Here is a 23175-nt window from a genome sequence, read left to right on the forward strand (position 1 = left end):
GAAGTCCTTCAATAGTCATTGCATGACATTACAATATGTTATTAAGAGAATACATTTTAAATCATGATTAGTCACATAATTAGTCAATCTGGATCAGTTTTTTTTAGTAATTGATATCAATTTAGCATACTGTGACTGGGTCACACGTTAATTATTGATATATAACCCACGGATGAAGTGAGACCATGATGTCTAACAATTTGAAAGGTAGCCTGTTTATGATGTTCTCAATGGTTACTTTTGCTGTTGAAGATATGTTCATAAAAGCCGCAGCTCAAACGGTACCGATTGGATTGGTATTGGTTCTATTTGGTTTAGGTGGAACAACGTTATTCGTTTTACTCACTTGGAAAAAGAATGAGCAGGTATTCCATCCTGCTTTATTTTCTCGTCCAATTTTAATTCGTGCTAGTTGTGAAATTGTCGGACGATTAACTTTTGCTTTGGCTATCACACTAACTGCACTATCAAGTGCCTCTGCTATTTTGCAAGCCACGCCATTAGTAGTGGCAGTTGGAGCCGCTGTATTTTTTAAAGAACGTGTTGGAATAAAGCGTTGGATAGCCATTACGATTGGTTTTGTTGGCGTAGTATTTATTATCCGACCAAGCGTGGATGGATTTGATGTAATGTCATTATTTGCTGTGATTGCAACACTTGGCTTTGCTGGTCGAGATCTCGCGACACGAGCTGCCCCAATGGCGTTATCTCACGTACAATTAGGCGTGTATGGTTTTTTTGTATTGATACCAGCAGGGTTAAGTTTGATGTTTTATCATGGCGATGCTTTTATTATTAATTTTAGTGCTGCAGTGCAAATTGCCTGTGCAACTGTTATTGGTGTAATTGCGTACTATTCATTAACAATAGCAATGAGAACAGGTGAGGTGTCAGTAGTGTCGCCATTTCGCTATACTCGGCTTGTTTTTGCTATCATTATTGGCATGGTGGTTTTTGGTGAGACGCCAGATTGGATGACCATGGTCGGCAGTCTTCTTATTGTATCGAGTGGGGGGTACTTTTTGATCCACCATCGATTTGAGGCGAGTGCAATAACAGCCGATATAGAAGAGAGCATGGTTGGTCAACAAACGATTAAGGTTGTTGATAAATAAGTGGTTAGAGCGACAAAAAATCGTTTTTTAGTTTGAATTTTGTCACTCTAAAAGCTAACTATAGTGATGTGTGTCCTGTCTTCTCAATTACTTTTGGTTGAGTGTTTTTCAAGCAGTAGTACCCCACCGATAGCCAGTACTGCCATTGTTATTGACAGCAATAATTGATGTGGTTGTGACGTAAGGGCTTCATACTGAAAAGGCGTTAAATTGTGTTGAATTAACGGTACTTGTTCTCCGTGAGAATTGATTCTCCAACTTATGGTTTCTTTCCAAGGCCAGATTTTTGGTAATGTGCCAATCATCAATCCGGTTAAAAACATGAGTGTTGAATCTCTAAAGGATTTTAGTAACCAAGACAATAGATGAGAGAAAGTCAGTAAGCCTAAGACGCAACCACCAGCAAATAGTAAAAGGACATCAATTTGTATTGCTTTAGCCGCAGCTAATATTGGCGCATACATCCCCAGCAACAGAAGAATAAAACTGCCAGAAATACCCGGTAAAATCATTGCGCAGATCGCTATGGCTCCTGCAATGACGAAGTTGATGGTGGTTGCACCCATTTCCAACGGTTGTAAAACGGTGATGACGTAGGCAAAAGCGATCCCTAAAATCATACAAACCCCTCTAATTACATCCTTGTGTTCAACTTGTTTACTGATATGAACTACTGAGACAACAATTAATCCAAAGAAAAATGACCAAAGCGGAATAGGGTGAGTGATTAGCAGCCATGAAATGATTTTTGCTAAAGTGAGGACACTGGTAATGATACCGGCAAAAAGGCTAATTAAAAATAACCCATTAATGTGAGTAAAAGCAGCTTTAAATCCGTTTTTTTTCCACAAACTGAATAGGGATGGATTTATACGTTGAATACTTTGAAGAAGTGTATCGTATATTCCGGTAATAAAAGCAATGGTTCCGCCGGAGACTCCAGGTACAACATCGGCTGCCCCCATCGCGAGACCTTTTAGAAATGTGATTAAGTAATTCATGAATACACGTGTTGGTTGGTTTAGCGCTGAGTATACAAGAAATTGGTAATTAGAGAAAAGAATGAAATTCGTGCAATGCAATTATTAGCATATTTTAGTTTTTGCAATTTGCAATTTGCGAATAGCAATATGCAAAAAATATGAATTGAAAATTGAAATTTGGCTTATATTTGGCTCTTTATATAGAAAAAACCAATAATAAAAGTTGGCACACATACTGCATTATTATATTCGACCCTTCTTAAAGCCGAGGGTCACCTAGCCAACTGACGTTGTTAGTGAATAAATATTGTTCACACTATCTATTAACCAATCGCAATTTTGCGGTTGGTTTTTTTTATTGAATACACGCATTATATTGGCTTGTAATACCCTGTTCCTGTTCCTGTTCCTGTTCCTACGCTGTTATCTCATATTATTCGTAGCTTAATTGTATACTCTTGCTAATTGAAGCTGCAATGTTACCTACCATTCCAAGTAGTTTGGTTATAATATCTAATTAATTAAATTAATTAAATTTTCTGCCATCTCAATAGCATTTTTTCTATTAGTTATATTTAGTTTTTGATAAAGGTTTCGAATGTGTGTTTTGATTGTTGTCCCTGCTACATCGAGTTCTTGCGCTATTTGTTCGTTACTAAAACCAGAATAAATCAAACCAAGTACTTGCCACTCTCTTTGTGTTAACGGGCTGGTTCTGACTAATTCAGGAACATTAGGCTGATGAAGTAACTGATGAATAAACTCTTCATCAAAATGTATCGATCGGCTGCGTTGCTTGTCTGAGATATCATTGATTAATTGCTGCGCTCGATGTTTTTCTAGTTCACCCAAGGCTGACCGGTTTATTAATTTTTGCAATACCGGAAGAAGCAATCCGCCATCTATAAGAAAGTCTCCTAAGATACTTGTTTGATTGGTCATTATTAGTGCTTGTTCAAGTTTTTCTCTCGCGCTTTTGTCATCTTGCTGTTTAATAGCCAATATCGCTTGCATGACTAGGTTTCGGTTTATATCAGAAATTAAATTTGAGTCAGCAGCTTGTTTAGTAAGGAAGGATAAGCTGGTATCGGCATCTTCGTATTCACCAAGATAGATCTGTACTCTAATAATGTTGCGCCATTGCAGTTGTAAGAAATGGTTTTTAGCGTCGGTTGGTTTAATAGCTGATGCTAACCATTGTTGCATTGATTCTATATCGTTGCGCGCTTGCCAATAAAGAATGAGGGAAAGGGAAGCATTAGCAGTCCAATCTAGATGATAGCTTGATTGTGTCAGTAACTGTTCTATTTTTGTAATAAATTTAGTTGCCTTATCCAATTCGCCTCTGCCAACAGCAATGCGAGCTAGCATAGAATAACTATGTAAATGCTTGCTTTGATCGGTTACCCCCAATACTTCAATACCTGTGTATGCATGGTGTTCAGCTTCATCTAATCGATTCCAACACCATAAAATTTGGGTTTTTAATCGCAATGCAAACTCATGTAACGGAAGTTGTTGCAATTTTTGATCTTCAATTAATTTGAAAGCATGATCTAGCATTTCAAATGCGGCTTGGATAAAGCCTTGCGCAACCAGAATTTCGCTTTGTTGCAAAATAGCCCAAAGTGCTTGATGATAAAGTTGATGTTGACGAGCTAATTTTTCAGTCTGTTGCATAAGAGGTAATGCACGCTCTAGTTGCCCCAAAACATGGTTCACTTCACCAACGATTGATATCGCGACAATACGGCTATGATATATCGTGGTATCTAATTGGCTTAAGGCGAGTTCGGCGTATTCTAGTGCTCGTTGTGGATCATTTTTATTGATGGAAATTTGTGCCAGCAATGCATTGACTTGACCTTGGTCAGTAGTGGTTAATTTGAGTTTTTGTTGCTCCATTTTAATTAGCGATTCGGTTAACATATCTTCTACTTCATTGTATCTATGTTGACTTTGAGATAACCATGCTCGCAATAGCGGCAATTTCATGTCGCTGTATAGTAAATCACTATCAAGTTTATTTAGTGCATTATCCAGTACCTTTAGATCACCTCGATTAAACATTTTCCAACCGGAATCAAGGATTATTTTGCTCATTAGCGTACTATCTTGAGCGTTTTGAGCGTGAAAAAGTGCTTGGTACGGTACACCCAATTTCAGCCAAGTTTCAGCCGCTTGGCGATGTAAACTAACTTCTTCATCATTGATGTTGGTTTTTCTTTGGTGAGTGAGAAACTCGGCGAATAGATGATGAAAACGATACCAGTTTTGTTCTCCTTCCAAGCGATAGATAAACAACCCAAATCGATTAAGAGATTCTATCATCGCCAATGAATCGGTTCGGTTGGTGATATTATTAACTAAAGTGTCGTTAAATGTTTCTAATATAGAACAACGCATTAAAAAGTTTTTGGTCTCTGAATCGAGTATGTCAAAGACTTCTTCTATTAAATAATCCCAAAGATGCGCATGATTAAATTTTGCGACCGATTCAGCCGATTGAACTAAAGTTTTTTGTTGGTACTGGGCTTGTAAGGCAATTAGTTGTAAGGCAGAAGGCCAACCCTCTACATAAGATTGTAAATTATATGCCGTGGTATCATCGATTCCGTCGGCAACACGTTGATTGAAAAAGCGTGTAGTTTCTTCTGTGTCGAATGCTAATGCCTGATTATCTATCTCGAGCATTAAATCTCGTACACGCAGATTAGCTGTACCCAAGGGAGGGGAACTTCTACTGGTAACTACTAACGTCATATTATCCGGCATGTTTTTTATGAAGAACCGCATAGCTTCGTGGATCTCGTCTGAGTTTATAAGATGGTAGTCGTCGAGTGCGACATAAAACTCATCAAAATAATTAGATAGCTCTACAAAAATTTCTTCAAATAGAGAGGTAAGCGAAGAAAACTGTCGCCTTTTAGCTAGTGTTTCAGAAATAGGACACTTATTGTTAGTTGCCTTATTGATAGCGTGAATAAAATAGTCAGCGAAGCGGTTAGAATCATTGTCACTATTATCTATGCTAAACCACCCTACAGCGCTTTTATTTGCAAGCCATTGGGTTGCCATGGTTGTTTTCCCATAGCCAGCAGGGGATCGAAAAAGAACCAGTTTATAAAAAGGGGCTTGTTGCAATAAATCGAGTACTCTTGGTCTCATTATTGCGTTGTGCAATCGGCTTGGTCTGGTTAATTTTGATGGTATCAACATAAGTCATTTCAATTAGTTATTGTGTGATTTTTCAGTCACTATCTTTGTGTGTACATTGTGAAATTTGACGATAAAAAAGTCGCATAAGCTTCTAGGAATGTCATTTAGACGACAAAGAGACAACATAGAAGCTATCCTACGCTAAGCGTTGCCCTAGCGTACATTCCCATTCTCAAATATGTATGACATGGCGCAAATTACTGATCATCTACGCCCTAAAATTGAGTCATTGGTCACATATTGTGTAAGTGGGGGATATAATTAACGATGTTACTTGTACATATTAGTGTCACTGAAACAATTCTGAGCTTTAATTATTTTGTGACCAGATTTACTTTTTTGAGAGTATTTTGTTTTCAGGTTACTTTTAGTCTTTCGAGATTAATTTAGGTAAAAAAGATGCACGCGTGATCTTTGTCACTTACGTTCGCCTTGTCGGCTTCAATAATGTGATTTTGATCTTTAATTATGCGGAGGACGACTTTCTACGCCCTAGATACTCCTCCTCCTTCTCCTGAATCATGGGAGGATGTTCTGCTTGATAATTCAATGCAGGATGAGCAAAAGATGAATGAAAACTAAGAGATGTCGTTATGAAACCAACTCAACAAGCTAAATTCGATAAAGCCTCATTTCAGGCTAATGTTAAAAAGCACTTAACCGCAACTTACGCAACAACAGTGGAGAACGCTGATTCACGAGCATGGTATTTAGCAATGGGGCGTGCGTTAGCAGAGTTAACCACATTTGATCTACTTGAAACAGAAAATGATCCAGCAATTAAAAATGCCAAAAGTGTTAACTATTTGTCGCTTGAATTTTTGATTGGGCGTTTAACTGGCAACAATTTAATTAGTATGGGGTTGTATGGCCAAATTACAGATGCGATGAGTGAGTTAGGTCAAAGCCTTTCTGATTTGCTAGAAGAAGAACGCGATCCATCGTTGGGTAATGGTGGCTTAGGTCGTTTAGCTGCTTGTTTTATGGATTCTTGTGCAGCACAAGAGTATCCGACGATTGGTTATGGGTTGCATTATGAATATGGTCTTTTTAAGCAGTCTTTTGAACACGGGCACCAAAAAGAAGCACCAGACGCATGGCGCGGTGTAGAGGGGTATCCGTGGGAAATTGCTCGTCCAGAATATGCACAGCAAATTGGTTTTTATGGTCATGTAGAATCTGAATATGTTGACGGCGTTGAGAAACGTCGATGGGTTCCAGGAATGCAAGTACAAGGTATGCCATGGGATCTACCGATTGTTGGTTATGAAAGTGACACAGTTTATCCATTGCGCTTATGGGAATGTCGAGCCATTGCCCCTTTCTCATTAGAAAGTTTCAACAATGGTGATTACTTTGAAGCTCAACATGCTCTTATCGACTCGGGGAATATTACAAAAGTACTTTACCCAAATGACAACCATGAAAAAGGTAAAACACTTCGTCTAATGCAGCAGTATTTTCATAGTGCGGCTTCTATTGGCGATATTCTCCGTCGTCATGACGCGGCAGGGCATGACATAAGGGATTTACCAAAATACGAAACAATCCAACTTAACGATACTCATCCAACGGTTTCAATTCCTGAATTGATGCGCATTCTGATTGATGAACGTGGTCTTTCGTGGGATGACGCATGGGGGATTTGTTCTAAAACCTTCGCCTATACCAATCATACCTTGCTGCCTGAAGCCTTAGAAACGTGGAGTGAATCTCTGATTCAACGTTTACTACCTCGTCATATGGAAATTATCTATCACATTAACCATTTATTTTTGATTGAAGTACGAGCTAAATGGCCAGGTGATGTAGATAAGCAGCGTAAGCTCTCTATTATTCAAGAAGGCTTCCATCGTATGGTGCGTATGGCTAATTTATGCGTAGTGGGTTCATATGCAGTTAATGGTGTTGCGGCCCTACATTCTGAATTAGTTAAACGTGATTTATTCCCTGAATTTAACGAGTTATATCCAAACAAACTACAGAACGTCACCAATGGTGTAACGCCGCGTCGTTGGTTGAAATTCTGTAATCCAGGGCTTTCTAATCTAATTTCAGAAAAAATTGGGACAGACTGGCCTGCCGACCTCGATCAATTAACTCAAATCGCCAAATTTGCCGATGATAAAGAATTTCAACAACAATATATGGCGGTTAAAAAACAAAACAAACAGCGTCTTGCTGATTGGGTTAAAGATAATATGGCGATTGAATTAGATACTAACGCCATTTTTGATGTGCAAATTAAGCGTTTACATGAATATAAGCGTCAACATCTAAACTTGTTACATATTTTGTCGTTATATTATCGTTTACTTAATGACCCTTCGTTTGATATGGCTCCTCGAGTAGTATTTTTTGCTGCTAAAGCTGCGCCAGGTTATCACTTGGCAAAAGAGATCATCTACGCAACCAATAAGGTAGCTGATAAAATAAACAACGATGAACGTGTTAATAACAAGCTTAAAGTGGTCTTTATTCCCGATTACCGTGTCAGCATGGCCGAAATCATTATTCCAGCGGCGGATGTTTCAGAACAAATCTCTACAGCAGGCAAAGAAGCATCAGGTACGGGTAATATGAAGTTAGCGTTAAATGGTGCATTAACGATTGGTACAATGGATGGTGCAAATGTCGAGATTCGCGAAGAAGTGGGAGATGAAAATATCTACATTTTTGGACTCGATGTTGATGGAGTAGAAACATTGCGTGCCAGCGGTTACAACCCGTTTGATTACTACAATTCAGATTCATTATTGAAAGCATCAATGGATTTGCTATTAGGTGATGAATTTACACCGGGTGAACCAGGAAAATTACGTGCAACGTTTGATAGTTTACTCGATGGTGGTGACCCATATTTATGTCTTGCGGATTTTGCTTCTTACGTAAAAGCACATGAAGATATGGATGCACAATACCGAGATCAAGAAGGCTGGGCGCACAAAGCCATTCTTAATACAGCATTAGTTGGTAAGTTCAGTTCTGACCGTTCTATTAGGGATTACGTGAATAATATTTGGAAGCTTAAAGCAGTTAAACGTTAATTTATGTGTGAATAAGAGCTAAAGGTTAGGCGAGGCATGAGTGCCTTGTCTAACCAGTTTACAAAAAATTATCGATGAAAATACTCATGCAGTTTCGGAGAAAATAATGCAACAACAATCAGCACTGAAAAAAGTGGCCGAAATGGCGAGAATTACAGATAACTATATTAGTGCGTGGGGCAAGCCAGCAACGGTGAAAGATGAGACTATTCGTCGTCTATTAGCCGCGTTAGGTTATGACACCTCTAGCGATGAAAAACTGCTCAAGTCTGCTGAAAAAATTCATAAAAAGCCAGTTTTAGATTCTGTCCTTGTTGTTCGTGATAATGAACAACCTGTCGAAGTCAGTCTGCACTTGGGTGCTAGCGCGCGTGAAAGTGAATTTAATTGGCGCTTAGAAACTGAGCAAGGTGACATTCTTGAAGGATACTTGCAGTCACAAATCGTAAGAGATGATCGTTCGGTAGGAGGGGATTTAGTTTTTCAATTGCCTAACCTAGCGTGGGGTTATCATAAGCTTATTATTACTCGTAAGCGGCGTAAAACTCCCTATGAAATGACCCTTATAGTGACGCCTCAGTCTTGCTTTAAGCAAGCGGAAATAGAAAAAGGGAAGAAGATGTGGGGGCCAAGTGTTCAGCTTTATACACTTCGCACTCAACATAATTGGGGTATTGGCGATTTTGGTGATTTGAAGCAGTTGGTTGCTGAAGTGGCTTCTCGTGGTGGGGATTTTGTTGGCTTAAACCCAATACATTCGTTATTTCCTGCCAATCCTGAGGGAGCGAGTCCATACAGTCCATCTTCCCGCCGTTGGCTAAACGTGTTTTATATCGATGTTAGTTCGGTTCCAGAATTTGTGTTAAGTGCACAAGCTCAACAGAAGGTAGGAAGCGCTGAATTCCAACATAGATTACAAAGAGTGCGTGATTCTCATTGGGTGAACTATACCGAAGTCGCTGAACTTAAAATGAGTGTTCTACCATTACTTTACGAAGAATTTAAAATTCGCCATTTACAGAATATGACTGATAGAGCGGTTGAGTTTTTAGATTTTGTTGAGCAGGGTGGTGACAGTTTATTACATCAAGCTGCGTTTGACGCAATGCATACCACTTTTCATAAAGAAGATTCATCGATCTGGGGTTGGCCAGTTTTCCCAGAACAGTACCGTCGTTTTCAAAATCCTGCTGTCAAAAAGTTTATCGAAGACAACCAAGATTTAGTGCAACTCTACCTCTATTTACAATGGGTAGCAGACAATCAGATAAATGAAGCTCAAGTTCTAGCAGAAGAAAAAGGTATGGCGATAGGGCTATATCGTGATCTCGCTGTGGGGGTAGCAGATTCCGGCTCCGAAACATGGGCGGATGATAACGTATTAGTTCATGATGCGAGTATTGGTGCTCCGCCAGATATTTTAGGTCCGTTAGGACAAAATTGGGGTTTACCGCCACTTAATCCGCTTGTTTTGAAACAGACAAACTATGATGCTTATATTAAATTGCTCCGTGCAAACATGAAACATTGTGGGTCTTTGCGAATTGATCATATTTTGGGGCTATTACGTCTTTGGTTAATCCCAAAAGGTGAAGGTGCGACGGAAGGTGCTTATATTTATTATCCTGTAGAAGACATGTTGGCTATTCTGGCATTGGAATCTCATCGCCATCAATGTTCGGTTATCGGTGAAGATCTTGGTACAGTACCAGATGAAATAGTTGAGGTTCTGGCAGACGCAGGTGTGCATTCTTACAAAGTCTTTTTCTTTGAAGTGGCTGAAGATGGTGGTTACTATTCACCAAAACATTATGCAGAACAATCCATGTCAGCGTTATGTACTCATGATATGCCGACACTTCGTGGTTTTTGGCATTGTGATGATCTGAAAATGGGTAAAGAATTGGGGCTCTATCCTGACGAAAAGCAATTGAAACTACTTTTTGATAATAGATTGAAGTGCAAACAAGAAATATTGAATAGCGTTGCGTGGCATGGTTTTTTACCTGAATGCGTAGGTCGAGATGCGACAATGGTTCCAATGGATCAACATCTAAGTGAAGCATTACAGCTCCACCTTGCTGCTGGTACTTCAACGCTACTTAGCGTGCAGTTAGAAGACTGGTTAGAAATGGATAAACCGGTCAATATCCCTGGTACTGTGGATGAATACCCTAACTGGCGACGCAAACTTTCCATGAGTTTAGATGACATCTTTTCACGTGAAGAAGTGAACCGAATTGCTAGAAGACTTACAGAAGTGAGGCAGCAAGCGGAAAGATAGGATATTTTCTCTTACAAAATATCGGATAAGTCACTCCATATTTTTTCGTAGTCCTATAGAATGAAAGGTAGCTAATACCCGCTTTTAGCGGGTGTTTTTTACTGAGTAAGTCAGTTTTAATTGTGGTCGTTAGCGCTTACCCTATTTAGGTTTTCCATAATTAGGGACATTTCACGCTCCTGCTTGGCTTCTGGAGTTCTAGTCGCCGAAATATGAAAGCGACTGAAATACTGGCTATGAAGAAGCATGCTAGTAAGATTAAATAAAGCCAATCAGTAATAAAGCATGAAAATCAAAAATTTTATAGGGAGACGTCAGTTGAAAAAAACAGAGATTTCTAAAGAAGTACAAACGTTTGCTCTGCTTTCTAAAGCATCATTTTCCGACCCGTTTTCTTTTTTGGGGCCGTATCAACAAGCTGAAGATATCGCCTTACGTGTCTGGCTGCCGGGCGCCAGCAAGGTCGAACTTGTCGTGGGAAATGAGCCTAGAGTTGAATTGGAGCGCATTAGTGGCGATGGTTTCGAACTAAAACAAGCAAGAGATTTAAGGTTTACTCATTATAAATTGGCTATCGATTGGGATGGTACTGAACAAATAATGGATGATCCTTATCAGTACCATGCTTTGTACCAAGAATTTGAAGAACTGCATACTCCAATACAAATGTATCATCATATGGGAGCGCACTTTGTTGAGATGGAACGTGATGGTCAACAAATAAGTGGTACGCGCTTCTTGGTTTACGCTCCACATGCTTCTTCGGTCAGTTTAATTGGTGGATTTAATCAATGGGATGGTCGCCGTAATCCTATGCAAAAATTAGATTACGGAATCTGGGGACTTTTTTTTCCGGATTTACCAGAAGGAACTCAATATAAGTACGAAATAAAAGGTCCAAATGGTGAAGGGCTTCCACATAAAGCCGATCCATGGGGTTTTTATGCAGAGCAACACCCTTCTTTTGCGTCCATAACCTATAACCATAATCGGTATCAATGGAAAGATAAAGCATGGCAAGAAAGAGAGGTAACGGAGAAGCGTAAAGAAGCCTTATCTTTTTATGAACTGCATGTTGGATCGTGGAAGAGAGATAAAGAAGGTAATTTTTTAACTTATCGTGAATTGGCTGCTGAGCTCGTACCTTACCTAAGTGATCTTGGTTACACCCATGTCGAGTTAATGCCTATTTCAGAATATCCGTTTTATGGTTCTTGGGGCTATCAACCGGTTGGACTGTTTGCCCCAACCAGTCGTTTTGGTTCTCCAGATGACTTTAAGTTCTTTGTCGATGCGTGCCACGAAGCCGGGATTGGTGTGGTACTAGACTGGGTTCCTGCACATTACCCTGCTGATAGCCATGGCTTGGCTAACTTTGACGGTACGCCGTTGTACCATGACCCTGATCCTCGTCGAGGATGGCACCAAGATTGGAATTCTTACATTTATGATGTAGGTAAAGAACATGTACGCCGCTTTTTAGTCTCTAATGCGCTCTATTGGTTTGAACAATTCCATATTGATGGTATTCGTGTCGATGCGGTTGCGTCTATGTTGTATTTAGATTATTCACGGAGTCATGACCAATGGTTGCCAAACCAAGACGGTGGTAATGAGAATTATGATGCTATCGCAATGTTTAAATGGGTAAATGAAGAAGTTTACAAGCATTTCCCTAATGCCATGACTATTGCAGAAGAATCGACCGCTTTCCCGGGTGTTTCTGCGCCAACCTTTATGGGTGGCTTAGGCTTCGGCTTCAAATGGAATATGGGGTGGATGCACGACAGTTTATCTTATGTGCAAGAAGATCCTGTTCATCGTAAGTATCACCACAATACTATTACCTTCCCACTTATCTATGCACACAGTGAAAATTATGTTCTGTCACTGTCTCATGATGAAGTTGTTTATGGCAAGCGCTCTATACACAGTAAAATGCCTGGAGATGAATGGCAGCAAACCGCTAACTTGAGAGCTTATTTAGGGTATATGTACGGTCAACCAGGCAAGAAATTGAACTTCATGGGTACGGAGTTTGGTCAAACTAGCGAATGGAATCACGATGAACAGTTAGAGTGGTATTTACTTGAATATGAGCGTCATCAAGGAGTACAAGCACTCACACGTGATTTGAATTCGGTTTATCGTGACGAAGCTGCAATGCATGATCAAGATTGTGATCCTAAAGGGTTTGAATGGCGTCTACAAGATGCGGATAACGCGAGCGTTTTAGCTCATGAACGGATCAGTGAATCAGGAGAGCGAATTCTGGTTATAACCAATTTTACGCCCGTTCCTCATGAAGCATTTCGTTTAGGGGTACCAAATAAAGGCAAATATACCTTGTTGCTCAACACCGACGATGAAAAATACGCTGGAAGTGGATTTAAAGTCACGAAGACGATAAAAACAGAAAAGGTAACAAGTGAAGGTTTAGATCATTCTCTGAAAATGAGTTTACCGCCGTTATCAACTTTGTATTATAAATTGACTTAAATGTAGATGATTTAAGTTTAGATAACAAAAACAGGGCCTGTTACTGGTAAAGTAACAGGCCCTATTTTTGTGTTATTGAAAGAGTGATCATCAAAATGACTCTTAACAAAGAGTGGCAACAAGTGGCGATTATTCGATTAACTACAGTAGTTAGCCGATATTACTTGGTTACATCAGCCCTAAAGTAGATAGAATAAATATACCTGCAGTACAACTCAATAAAGAGCCTACGGTGGTGAGGGCGATAATATTGGCCGCTAAAGTGGCATTACCTCCCATGGCTCTTGCCATCACGTAGCTTGCGGCCGCTGTAGGTGCCGCACTCATGAAAAAGATAATTCCTAATTCAATTCCTCTGAATCCAAAACTGATTGCGATTAAAGTAATAGCAACTGGCGCTAGAATAAGTTTATTAAATGTGGCAAACCAAGTTGAATTTTTATCGTGCTTGAGCGATTTAATATCTAGCGAACCACCCGTACAAAGCAAAGCTAGAGGCAATGTCATACGAGCAAAATACTCACCAGCATCCGCTACCATTTCTGGCACAGGGATAGTTAAAGCATAAAATAAGATACCCAACATAATCGAAATAACTAATGGGTTTTTAGTAATCGTCTTGACTATCACTCCCAGAGCTTTAAAGCCGCTTCCTTTTTCTTGTTTCGGACTTAAAGCGATAACGGCTAAAATATTATAAAGGATGGTCATTGGTGCGACATAAATTGCAGCCAACGCAACACCAGAGTCACCGTAAGCATTGGCAATGTATGCTAAGCCGATAATAGCGGTATTAGCTCTGTAGCTCCCTTGAATCGATACGCCGTTGTCGCTAGAGTTAGGGAACATTTTGTTGGTAACAATAGTGATAAAAACAAAGAACACCAAGTTTGCTGCGATACCATAGCCGATAAACGCAGTGCTATTGGAAAAGTCGTGCTCAGAACCAATAATGCTTAAAAAAAGCAGGGCAGGTAAGGTGACTTGGAAAACGAGTTTAGAGGCAACGTCAATAAACTCGTCATTGATAAGCCCTATGCGTTTTAATATGACGCCTAATAGTAGCATTAAGCAGATTGGCCCTGTAATCGAGGCGGAAAATAGCAACTGGTCGATAAAATTGCCCATGAAATTCCTTTTCTGGCGGTGAGTAAATAAACTAAATGAAGTTAATACTGTAAGTGAGTAAACAAAGTAATACGTTAATCGTATAAAAATTAACTTATAACGAAGACAACACGTCGGAAAAATAGGCGTGTTGATGAGTATTGTGTCACATCAATTTAAAAATGAAAACTAATCAAAAAGTTGGTCATGTTTCAGTAATGTTACTATCACTTTTTATTTGAACTGATATAGTGCATTTAATCTAAAAATAGCATACTTAATGGAATAATCGTGAGCGAGAAAATATATTTTAATACTGCAGGAAAATTTAGCCTTAAAAAGCAGCTGGTTAACTTAGTAACTCGTTTTCATCATTCTATTGCGCCAAATCATGCTAAAAAAACAGCTAGGCAACTTCTTCTTACTCCGGTGAGAAGTAAACCATTTAATACGGAGCCAGCAGGATTGATCCATGGTCATATAGAAACATCGGAAGGACGCATAAAAACCTACTCATTAGGTAGTGGTCCGTTATGGGTTTTGACTCATGGTTGGTCTGGTTCATCGAGCCAGTTTTACCCACTGATGGAACACATTGCCTCTAAAGGTTTTACCGCTTTTGCTTATGATCAACCTGCACATGGTAAAAGTGGCGGCGCCTATGGCCACATTCCTGCGTTTGTTTTTTGTTTAGAACAAATATTAGATAGTGTCGAACAACCGGTTGCTGGCCTTGTTGGTCACAGTATGGGGACAGCATCGGCTCTAGAGTGCAAGCACAGCAAAATAGCTGGCTGTCCGATGCTATTAATTGCGCCTGTTTTAGATTATTTGGATAATCTGTTTGATAGTATTGAACGTTCAGGCTATTCGCTTAAATTATTCAAAGAAGTGGTCGGGGAAGTTGAGCAGCAATACCATTACCCTATTCACGTAATCGATCCGTATCAGCATTTAATGCAACGTATTTCGCCAACCATAATTGTGCATGATGAAGATGATAAGTTTACTAAATTTACGGTTTCTCAGCAGGCTGCTAAGCAGGGCGAAAACGTGTCTTTAGTTGCAACAAAAGGGCAGGGGCATGGCAGGGTGATGAAATGTCAGCAAGTAATGGACAGCTTCGATAGATTAGCTAGTCAATTGTGATAATAGTACTTTGCTAATAATAAAATGATAATAGTAACGTGTTAACGATCATTATTTTCGTCAATCATTATTAGCCGTAAGGTATTAACAACTCTGTGATATTAGGCAAACAATAACGATGAAAATTGTTCTATAAATAACTATGTAGCACGTAAGTTATTATTTACTATTTGCTACCGTTTCTCATTTATCGATGTTTCTAGTTCTCGCATGTTTCACGTAAATAATAGATGACCTTGTATGATTGAATATGGTAGTGCCGCTTACAAAAAAGTCAGCTTTACGATGGCATTAGGTTCGTTTTTGATTTTTTGTAATCTTTATTTCTTTCAACCTATTCTTCCGCAGTTGGCTAAAGAACTTGCCATTAGTGCTACTCAAGTAAATTGGATCTTTGCCTCCACGACATTAACACTGTCACTATTTTTAGTTCCTTGGGCATTGGTGTCTGAATCGTTTGGTCGGAAAAAGGTGATGTTAATCGGGTTATTTTCTCCTCCCATTATCAACTTATTTATGCTGGCTGATTCGAGTTTTTATAGCATGGTCATTGCCAGAGCGTGCATGGGCATTTCTTTGGCTGCTTTTGCGTCTGTGGCCGTTGCTTATATGGCCGAGGAAATGTCTCCTGCTGCGCTTACTCAAGCGGTTGGTGGCTATATTGCTGCTAATTCTTTAGGTGGAATTACGGGGCGAATTGTTGGTGGGGTTGTGACTGACTTCTTTAGTTGGCAAGCAGCCGCGATTATCATTTCGGTAGCAACGTTTATTGGCGGTGCTGTGGTTTTGAAAAATTTACCACAACAAAAATACTTCAAGCCACAACGTGGTGTATTTTTTCACCATAACCGTCAATTAGTTCAACACCTCAGGAATAAAGAAGTCTGGTTTGCCATGTTGATTGGTGGCTTTAATTTCGCTCTGTTTGTTAATCTTTTTTCTGTTATTAGTTTTCGGTTATCAGATGCACCGTATAGCTTACCATCAAGCCTTACTTCTCTTACCTTTTTGTGTTATTTATCTGGCACGTTAAGCTCTCGATACAGCGGCCGCTGGGCGCAAAAATACCATTCTATTTCGGGTATGGTTCTTGGCACGGTGATTACCGCAACCGGCATGTTTATCGCTTATCTTGACGGCATTGGCACCATGTTAGTCGGTTTACTTTTGATTAGTAGTGGTGCTTTTTTTACGCATGCTTTAGCCTATGGATGGGTCAGTCAAAAAGCGATCAGAGCCAAAGCAACGGCGACGGCTTTATACTTGGTGCATTATTATATTGGTGGTAGTTTAGGCGGCTTTATACTTATCTATTGTTGGCAAAATGGTGCATGGGAATCGGTAATGGCAGGTGGAACCCTATTTTGCGTAATGATATTTATTCTGTGTTATTTACTCAAAACTCACGAGCTTGGTTCTATAAAAAAGGAAAATTTGTGACCGATAATCAAATAATTGCTCAAACTCAACAATGGCTAGAACAGGTGGTTATAGGCCTTAACCTGTGCCCTTTTGCTCATAAGCCGAATATTAATAAGCAGATTAAAATAGCACTATCAAATGCTACGACAGAAGAAGCGTTACTGGGGTTTATTCTTCTACAGTTGAAAGAATTGGATAACACCGAGCCTAAAGAGCTTGAGACGACATTAGTTGTTGTGCCAAATATGCTCGAAGATTTTATGGAATATAATTTTTTTCTAGATTGGGTGGATGCGCTTTTAAAGCAAGAAAACTACCAAGGTATTTATCAAGTTGCTACTTTTCATCCTAATTACTGTTTTGGAGGAACCGAACCAGAAGACGATGAAAACTTAACCAACCGTTCTCCGTTTCCGATTTTGCATTTAATACGTGAAGAGAGCATGGAACGAGTGTTAAAACATTACCCTGATCCAGAATTGATACCAGAACGAAATATCGAGCGAGTTCAATCTTTGACTAATGAAGAGAAGCAAAAACTCTATCCTTATTTGTTTAGCGGTTAATCTAGACCAGATAATCTATAATTTTGCATTACTAAACATTGCATAAAAAACCTTGTTGATTAACGCAAGGTTTTTTGTGTATTGCTCGATTTTTAGCTAAAGTCGACACCATTCTCTTGATAAAGTCGACGACATGCTCGGCCATCGTTATGAAATAAGTGACATCGGTGCGCTGCCAAGCCAATAGCAAATTTGTCGCCCTCTTCTACCGGTAGGGTATCGGGAGCACGATAAATAACATTCGCATCAGCACTGTCTAGGTGTAAATATATTTGTGTTTCATTACCCAGTTTTTCCACTATTTGAATATTTCCCTCTATAGTTGCATCCGCTTGCTCTGCGTTCAATAAATGCTCAGGACGAATACCTAAGGACATGCGTTCTCCCTTAGTGACACTTGATCCTTCAACTGGGATCCAAAGCGTATTGCCATTAGAAAGTTCAACTTGAACGCGTTCTTCTTCTACGTGCTCAATCTGAACACTGATAAAATTCATTTTTGGCGAACCAATAAACCCAGCGACAAAACGATTTTTGGGATAATGATAGAGTTCTAACGGTTTACCCACTTGTGATACAAACCCCTCGTCCAAAACCACAATTTTATCTGCCATGGTCATGGCTTCTACTTGATCATGAGTAACATAGATCATGGTACAGCCGAGTTGACGTTGAAGCTTGGTTATTTCGCTGCGCATGTTGACTCGAAGCGCTGCATCTAAGTTAGAAAGCGGTTCATCCAGTAAAAATAAATTGGGTTGAGAAACCAGAGTGCGCCCAATAGCAACACGTTGACGTTGACCACCTGATAATGCTTTTGGTTGCCTTTCTAGAAGGTGACCCAGTTGTAAAATCTCAGCCGCGTGTGAGACGCGTTTATCTATTTCAGTTTTGTCTGCTTTAGCGAGTTTTAGACCAAACGACATGTTGTCATAAAGATTTAAGTGCGGATAAAGGGCATAAGATTGAAAAACCATTCCAACCCCACGTTTAGAGGGCTCAACGTCATTCATTCGTTCACCGTCAATATATAAGTCACCAGATGTAATGTCTTCTAATCCTGCGATACAACGTAATAAAGTAGATTTACCACAACCAGATGGTCCAACAAAAACGACAAATTCCCCTTCTTGGATCTCTAAATCAATATTTTTGGAGATTGTTAGGTCGCCGTACGCTTTACATACATTTTTTAAAGTGACACTTGCCATGTGGTCTATCCTCGATTGGTTTGATACCGCTAGTCATTCATGTATTGATGATTGTTTTTTAATAGACAGTCAACAGTGTGAATACCGGTCTAGTTTGTGTTGTTTTTGGCTATTTTACATCCTCCACTACAAGCCGATATTAGGGGGGAGTAATTAAGGATGAGGTTGAAAAAGGAGCTAATTACAAAATTAGATCTGGCTCAAAAAAACACCTATACAAACTGAGAATGAAATCACATTTAAGATCCTTTTTGTGATTTGAAACAGTAAGTCACTCTGACGTTGATCACGAAAACGACTCTTTTCAACAAGGGCGTAGAATGCAGGATGATGATACTTAGCCAATATTTTTACATCATGAGCAGAGAAATTTGACACCGCGTTGTTGTTACTGAATCGCCTTAATTTATTCAAAAAGGATATAAATATGAAAAACGCCCTAAGCACAGTTGCTATTTGTACGTTAACTGCATTTTGTTCATTGAATGTGAACGCTGCAATTGAAGAAGGCCAACTTACTATTTGGATTAATGGTGATAAAGGTTATAACGGTCTTACTCAAGTTGGGAAAAAATTTGAGGAAGATACCGGTATTAAAGTAACAGTAGCGCATCCAGATGGTCTGCAAGATAAATTTCCGCAGACGGCGGCAACTGGAGATGGCCCTGATATTGTATTTTGGGCTCATGACCGATTTGGTGGTTATGCTGAAGCTGGGTTATTAGCGGAAATCAATCCATCTCAAGAGATCAAAGACGCTATCGTCGATTTTGCATGGGACGCAGTGCAATATAATGGCAAGTTAATTGGTTATCCTGTTGCTGTTGAATCTTTATCATTAATTTATAACAAAGATCTTGTTGCAACCCCACCTACGAGTTGGCAAGAGATAGAAGCGTTAAGTGCAAAACTTAATCAACAAGGCAAAACCGCCATCATGTGGAACCTAAAAGAACCGTATTTTACTTGGCCTTTAATGGCAGCAGATGGCGGCTATGCGTTTAAGTACACAGGTTCAGGTTATGATGTAAAAGATGCAGGTATCGCTACTGATGGAGTGAAAGAAGCGATGCATTTTGTTAAGAGTCTGGTAGATAAAGGCATTATCTCCGCTGATATGGACTATTCGGTTTCTGAATCTGAATTTAACAAAGGCAACACGGCAATGACCATTAATGGCCCATGGGCATGGGGAAATATCGAAAAGTCAGGGATTAATTATGGTGTCGCGACTTTGCCAACATTTAACGGGCAATCTTCTAAACCATTTGTTGGGGTGTTAACTGCTGGGATTAGTACGGCCTCACCGAACCAAGATCTAGCGGTTGAGTTTATTGAAAATTACTTGCTTACCAATGACGCGTTACACGAGGTAAATAATGACAAGCCACTTGGTGCTGTCGCGTTGAATTCTTTCCAAAAAGAGCTAAATAGTGATAAGCGCATCTCGGCAACGATGAATAATGCAATGAATGGTGAAATTATGCCCAATATTCCACAAATGGGCGCATTTTGGGTTGCGGCTAGAAATGCCATTATTAATATTGTCGATGGTCGTCAAGGCGTTGATGAAGCACTTGAGGATGCTGAAAAACAGATGGTTAAGTAATGGGTTAATTATCTAATTAATTTTAGGTCGCATTATAGGAGAGTGATTTCTCTCCTGATTTTTCTCCCTTTCATTGCCAATGGGTTTTCATATGCAGTCAACTAAAAATAAAGATCTGGACACATCTTCCTCATTTTCTTCTAGTGAGGAATGGTCTTCTAGTAAAAAAATAACTTCGAATCAGAAAATAGTTATCAAATGGGCCTTATTGGCAATGATTGGTGTTGTTAATGGTTATGCCACTATTATTATGTATGTACGTGGTGAGGTTGCATTTGCTTTGCTTACGGTAATATTAACTGCGTTAGCCTTGTATATTTTTGCAAGCAAAAAGACGTATGCTCATCGCTATATTTATCCCGGTATCGCAGGGATGATCTTGTTCATTCTGTTTCCATTAGCCTATACCGTTGGTTTAGCTTTTACTAATTACAGCGCCAGTAATCAATTATCTTTAGAGCGGGCTCAGGCCGTATTATTGGATCAAACTTATCAAAGTGGAGAGAGTTATCCATTCTATCTGTATAAAACAGCTGACGGTCACCGACTTGTGGTTAAAGATGCAGACCAATTGCTCGCCACTGAGCCGTTTATATTACAAGGGTTTGCCAAAAGTGAACTTGATTTATTGGCTATCGATCAAGTTGTTGGCGAAAAAGAAAAAATAAAGACCATTATCCAAAATAAAGTCGCTTTAGCCAACGTTGATCTGCATTTGCCAAACGGAGCAGATATTCGTATGAGTGGGTTAAGAAAGTTTGCATCTGTTATGCCACTTTATACCTTGGCTGATGATGGTCAGTCGATGACGAATAATAAAACCGGTCAGAATCTATATCCAAATATGGATAGTGGATACTATCAGGTAGTCGATGACGCGGGACAGTTTATTGGTGCGGCAATCTCTCCAGGATTTGTGGTTAATATTGGTATCGATAATTTTGAACGCGTTTGGCAAGACGATGGAATAAAAGAACCTTTCATTAGTATTTTTATTTGGACGGTCGCATTTGCCGCGATAACGGTGGGTCTGACACTGATTATTGGCCTTGTTTTGGCCAGCATTGTTCAATGGGAATACCTTAAAGGCCGAGCTATTTATCGCGTGTTATTGATTCTTCCTTATGCTGTTCCTGCGTTTATTTCTATCCTTATTTTTAAAGGTTTATTTAACCAGAGTTTCGGAGAGATAAATATGGTTCTAGAGGCGATGTTTGGTATTAGTCCAAACTGGTTTTCTGATCCTATTTTGGCACGAACCATGGTGATCATTGTGAATACATGGTTAGGCTTTCCTTATATGATGATCCTTTGTATGGGGTTGCTTAAAGCAATACCGGACGATTTATATGAAGCATCAGCGATTGACGGTGCTGGTCCTTTTAAAAATTTCACCCAGATCACTTTGCCAATGATGATCAAGCCACTAACGCCTTTGCTGATAGCGTGTTTCGCATTTAATTTCAATAACTTTGTGATGATTTACCTACTAACCAGCGGGGGGCCCAATATGATTGGAACGTCCGAGCCTGCAGGTTATACCGATTTGTTAGTGAGCTATACCTACCGCATTGCTTTCGAAGGCGGTGGTGGTCAAGATTTCGGTTTGGCGAGTGCTATCGCGACACTGATATTTTTACTCGTGGGTGGTTTAGCTTTACTAAACTTACGATTTACCAAACTGTCACAGGATTAAGGCGAAATATTATGGCGATAGTACAAAGTAAAAATTTAAAATACCGAGTATGGGCAACGCATATAGCTTTGTGGCTTTTTTTATCGATGATTATTTTCCCTATGTTAATGATTATTGCGATATCTTTTCGAGAAGGGAATTTTGCTACAGGCAGCTTGATCCCTGACAATCCATCGTTAGAGCATTGGAAGTTAGCTTTAGGCTTTTCTGTTACCAATGCCGATGGTTCGATTACACCACCACCGTTTCCTGTTTTATCCTGGCTGTGGAATTCAGTTAAAATAGCTGCTATTTCATCAGTGTTTATTGTCGCGTTATCAACAACATCTGCTTACGCGTTTGCTCGAATGAGATTCACTGGTAAAAACACAATCCTAAAAGCAATGATGATTTTTCAAATGTTTCCTGCGGTACTGGCATTAGTCGCAATGTACGCTCTGTTTGATAAGTTGGGGCAATACATACCATTTTTAGGCTTAAATACCCATGGTGGTTTGATTTTCTCTTACCTTGGTGGTATCGCGTTACATGTATGGACAATTAAAGGTTACTTCGAAACGATAGATAATTCCCTAGAAGAAGCGGCTGCGCTGGATGGTGCAACACCATGGCAGGCATTCCGTTTGGTGCTTTTACCTTTATCGGTGCCAATTCTTGCTGTGGTGTTTATTTTGTCGTTTATTACAGTTGTTGGTGAAGTACCAGTAGCTTCATTATTACTCTCCGATGTCGACAAATATACCCTTGCGGTAGGAATGCAACAGTACCTTTATCCTCAAAATTATCTGTGGGGTGATTTTGCTGCCGCTGCGGTGCTTTCAGCCGTACCCATTACTGTCGTATTTTTACTCGCGCAGCGCTGGTTAGTCGGAGGTTTGACCGCCGGTGGTGTGAAAGGATAAGAAGATAAAAAATAAGCGACCGATTATGGTCGCTTATTTATTTAGAAAAATTGTTAGTAGCCATTCAATTTAGTTCTTTATTTGAAGGCGCGCAGCCAACGTACTGCATCAATACGTAGATACTCTCTTCATGCAGCGCAACTTTTCGAAATAGATCAGCAAATATGTTGTCGCCACCGAAACAAGTTTGAATGTAATGGTTAATATCTTGGCTTTTATACCCTTCTACATACATGGTACGTACCCATTGATACTCAACCGCTCGTGGGTTAGCGATGGTATCATCGCTTAATGTGATAAGGGTGCGATCTTCTATCAATGTAAAGCCTACTGTTTTAATTTTGAAGTAAAGGTGACGGTTGAGAT

15 protein-coding genes are annotated in these 23175 nt (G+C 39.6%); 10 read left to right on the forward strand and 5 right to left on the reverse strand.

Annotated features, from left to right (window positions below; translation table 11 throughout):
• The first annotated feature begins 185 nt into the window (after nucleotides 1–185).
• Complete coding sequence (locus R3X26_RS15995; RefSeq protein ID WP_317718331.1) at nucleotides 186–1115, forward strand: DMT family transporter; 930 nt, start codon at nucleotides 186–188, stop codon at nucleotides 1113–1115.
• A gap of 83 nt (nucleotides 1116–1198) precedes the next feature.
• Here the strand turns inward: R3X26_RS15995 and R3X26_RS16000 are convergent, their stop codons facing one another.
• Both R3X26_RS16000 and malT read right to left on the reverse strand, forming a co-directional pair.
• On the reverse strand, nucleotides 1199–2116 hold the full coding sequence (locus R3X26_RS16000; RefSeq protein ID WP_317718332.1) for a DUF368 domain-containing protein: 918 nt from the start codon (nucleotides 2114–2116) through the stop codon (nucleotides 1199–1201).
• A gap of 495 nt (nucleotides 2117–2611) precedes the next feature.
• Nucleotides 2612–5317 (reverse strand): HTH-type transcriptional regulator MalT, encoded by a 2706-nt coding sequence (gene malT / locus R3X26_RS16005; RefSeq protein WP_317718333.1) that lies wholly within the window; start codon nucleotides 5315–5317, stop codon nucleotides 2612–2614.
• A gap of 593 nt (nucleotides 5318–5910) precedes the next feature.
• Between malT and R3X26_RS16010 the strand changes: the two genes are divergently transcribed.
• The 3 genes from R3X26_RS16010 (at nucleotide 5911) to glgB (ending at nucleotide 13147) form a co-directional block, all read left to right on the forward strand.
• A complete protein-coding gene (locus R3X26_RS16010; RefSeq protein ID WP_317718334.1) occupies nucleotides 5911–8364 on the forward strand; it encodes a glycogen/starch/alpha-glucan phosphorylase in 2454 nt (817 codons plus the stop codon).
• Nucleotides 8365–8470: 106 nt separating this feature from the next.
• Nucleotides 8471–10648: a 4-alpha-glucanotransferase gene (malQ, locus tag R3X26_RS16015; protein ID WP_317718335.1), complete on the forward strand. Its 2178-nt coding sequence runs from the start codon at nucleotides 8471–8473 to the stop codon at nucleotides 10646–10648.
• Between the two features lie 285 nt (nucleotides 10649–10933).
• Nucleotides 10934–13147, forward strand: coding sequence for a 1,4-alpha-glucan branching protein GlgB (gene glgB, locus R3X26_RS16020; protein WP_411572427.1), 2214 nt, complete (start codon nucleotides 10934–10936; stop codon nucleotides 13145–13147).
• A gap of 168 nt (nucleotides 13148–13315) precedes the next feature.
• Here the strand turns inward: glgB and R3X26_RS16025 are convergent, their stop codons facing one another.
• A complete protein-coding gene (locus R3X26_RS16025) occupies nucleotides 13316–14275 on the reverse strand; it encodes an AEC family transporter (protein WP_317718337.1) in 960 nt (319 codons plus the stop codon).
• 270 nt (nucleotides 14276–14545) lie between these two features.
• Between R3X26_RS16025 and R3X26_RS16030 the strand changes: the two genes are divergently transcribed.
• The 3 genes from R3X26_RS16030 (at nucleotide 14546) to R3X26_RS16040 (ending at nucleotide 17391) form a co-directional block, all read left to right on the forward strand.
• A complete protein-coding gene (locus R3X26_RS16030; RefSeq protein WP_317718338.1) occupies nucleotides 14546–15403 on the forward strand; it encodes an alpha/beta hydrolase in 858 nt (285 codons plus the stop codon).
• A 240-nt stretch (nucleotides 15404–15643) separates the two neighbouring features.
• Nucleotides 15644–16843, forward strand: coding sequence for an MFS transporter (locus R3X26_RS16035; RefSeq protein ID WP_317718339.1), 1200 nt, complete (start codon nucleotides 15644–15646; stop codon nucleotides 16841–16843).
• Nucleotides 16840–17391, forward strand: a complete 552-nt coding sequence (locus R3X26_RS16040) for a DUF1415 domain-containing protein (protein WP_317718340.1) — start codon at nucleotides 16840–16842, stop codon at nucleotides 17389–17391. Before R3X26_RS16035 ends, R3X26_RS16040 begins: the two co-directional genes overlap by 4 nt.
• Before the next feature lie 92 nt (nucleotides 17392–17483).
• Here the strand turns inward: R3X26_RS16040 and malK are convergent, their stop codons facing one another.
• Nucleotides 17484–18602, reverse strand: coding sequence for a maltose/maltodextrin ABC transporter ATP-binding protein MalK (gene malK, locus R3X26_RS16045; protein ID WP_317718341.1), 1119 nt, complete (start codon nucleotides 18600–18602; stop codon nucleotides 17484–17486).
• A gap of 427 nt (nucleotides 18603–19029) precedes the next feature.
• On the opposite strand from malK, the gene malE reads away from it, so the two are divergent.
• The 3 genes from malE (at nucleotide 19030) to malG (ending at nucleotide 22809) form a co-directional block, all read left to right on the forward strand.
• Nucleotides 19030–20211 carry a maltose/maltodextrin ABC transporter substrate-binding protein MalE gene (malE, locus tag R3X26_RS16050; protein ID WP_317718342.1) on the forward strand — a complete coding sequence of 394 codons (1182 nt, stop codon included), beginning with the start codon at nucleotides 19030–19032 and terminating at the stop codon, nucleotides 20209–20211.
• 91 nt (nucleotides 20212–20302) lie between these two features.
• On the forward strand, nucleotides 20303–21907 hold the full coding sequence (gene malF / locus R3X26_RS16055; RefSeq protein ID WP_317718343.1) for a maltose ABC transporter permease MalF: 1605 nt from the start codon (nucleotides 20303–20305) through the stop codon (nucleotides 21905–21907).
• 11 nt (nucleotides 21908–21918) lie between these two features.
• Nucleotides 21919–22809, forward strand: a complete 891-nt coding sequence (malG, locus tag R3X26_RS16060; protein ID WP_317718344.1) for a maltose ABC transporter permease MalG — start codon at nucleotides 21919–21921, stop codon at nucleotides 22807–22809.
• Nucleotides 22810–22873: 64 nt separating this feature from the next.
• Here malG and R3X26_RS16065 read toward each other — a convergent pair whose 3' ends face one another.
• A complete protein-coding gene (locus tag R3X26_RS16065; RefSeq protein WP_317718345.1) occupies nucleotides 22874–23128 on the reverse strand; it encodes a hypothetical protein in 255 nt (84 codons plus the stop codon).
• Between the last annotated feature and the right edge of the window lie 47 nt (nucleotides 23129–23175).

It is taken from the genome of Vibrio sp. TH_r3 (genome assembly GCF_033101115.1).
In the GTDB taxonomy this organism is placed as follows: domain Bacteria; phylum Pseudomonadota; class Gammaproteobacteria; order Enterobacterales; family Vibrionaceae; genus Vibrio.

Coding starts and splice junctions, on each gene's coding strand:
- malK (WP_317718341.1), bottom strand. CDS start 18,602: ATGGCAAGTGTCACTTTAAAAAATGTATGTAAAGCGTACGGCGACCTA.
- R3X26_RS16000 (WP_317718332.1), bottom strand. CDS start 2,116: ATGAATTACTTAATCACATTTCTAAAAGGTCTCGCGATGGGGGCAGCC.
- R3X26_RS16010 (WP_317718334.1), top strand. CDS start 5,911: ATGAAACCAACTCAACAAGCTAAATTCGATAAAGCCTCATTTCAGGCT.
- malF (WP_317718343.1), top strand. CDS start 20,303: ATGCAGTCAACTAAAAATAAAGATCTGGACACATCTTCCTCATTTTCT.
- R3X26_RS15995 (WP_317718331.1), top strand. CDS start 186: ATGATGTCTAACAATTTGAAAGGTAGCCTGTTTATGATGTTCTCAATG.
- R3X26_RS16025 (WP_317718337.1), bottom strand. CDS start 14,275: ATGGGCAATTTTATCGACCAGTTGCTATTTTCCGCCTCGATTACAGGG.
- R3X26_RS16035 (WP_317718339.1), top strand. CDS start 15,644: ATGATTGAATATGGTAGTGCCGCTTACAAAAAAGTCAGCTTTACGATG.
- malT (WP_317718333.1), bottom strand. CDS start 5,317: ATGTTGATACCATCAAAATTAACCAGACCAAGCCGATTGCACAACGCA.
- glgB (WP_411572427.1), top strand. CDS start 10,934: ATGAAAATCAAAAATTTTATAGGGAGACGTCAGTTGAAAAAAACAGAG.
- malE (WP_317718342.1), top strand. CDS start 19,030: ATGAAAAACGCCCTAAGCACAGTTGCTATTTGTACGTTAACTGCATTT.
- malG (WP_317718344.1), top strand. CDS start 21,919: ATGGCGATAGTACAAAGTAAAAATTTAAAATACCGAGTATGGGCAACG.
- malQ (WP_317718335.1), top strand. CDS start 8,471: ATGCAACAACAATCAGCACTGAAAAAAGTGGCCGAAATGGCGAGAATT.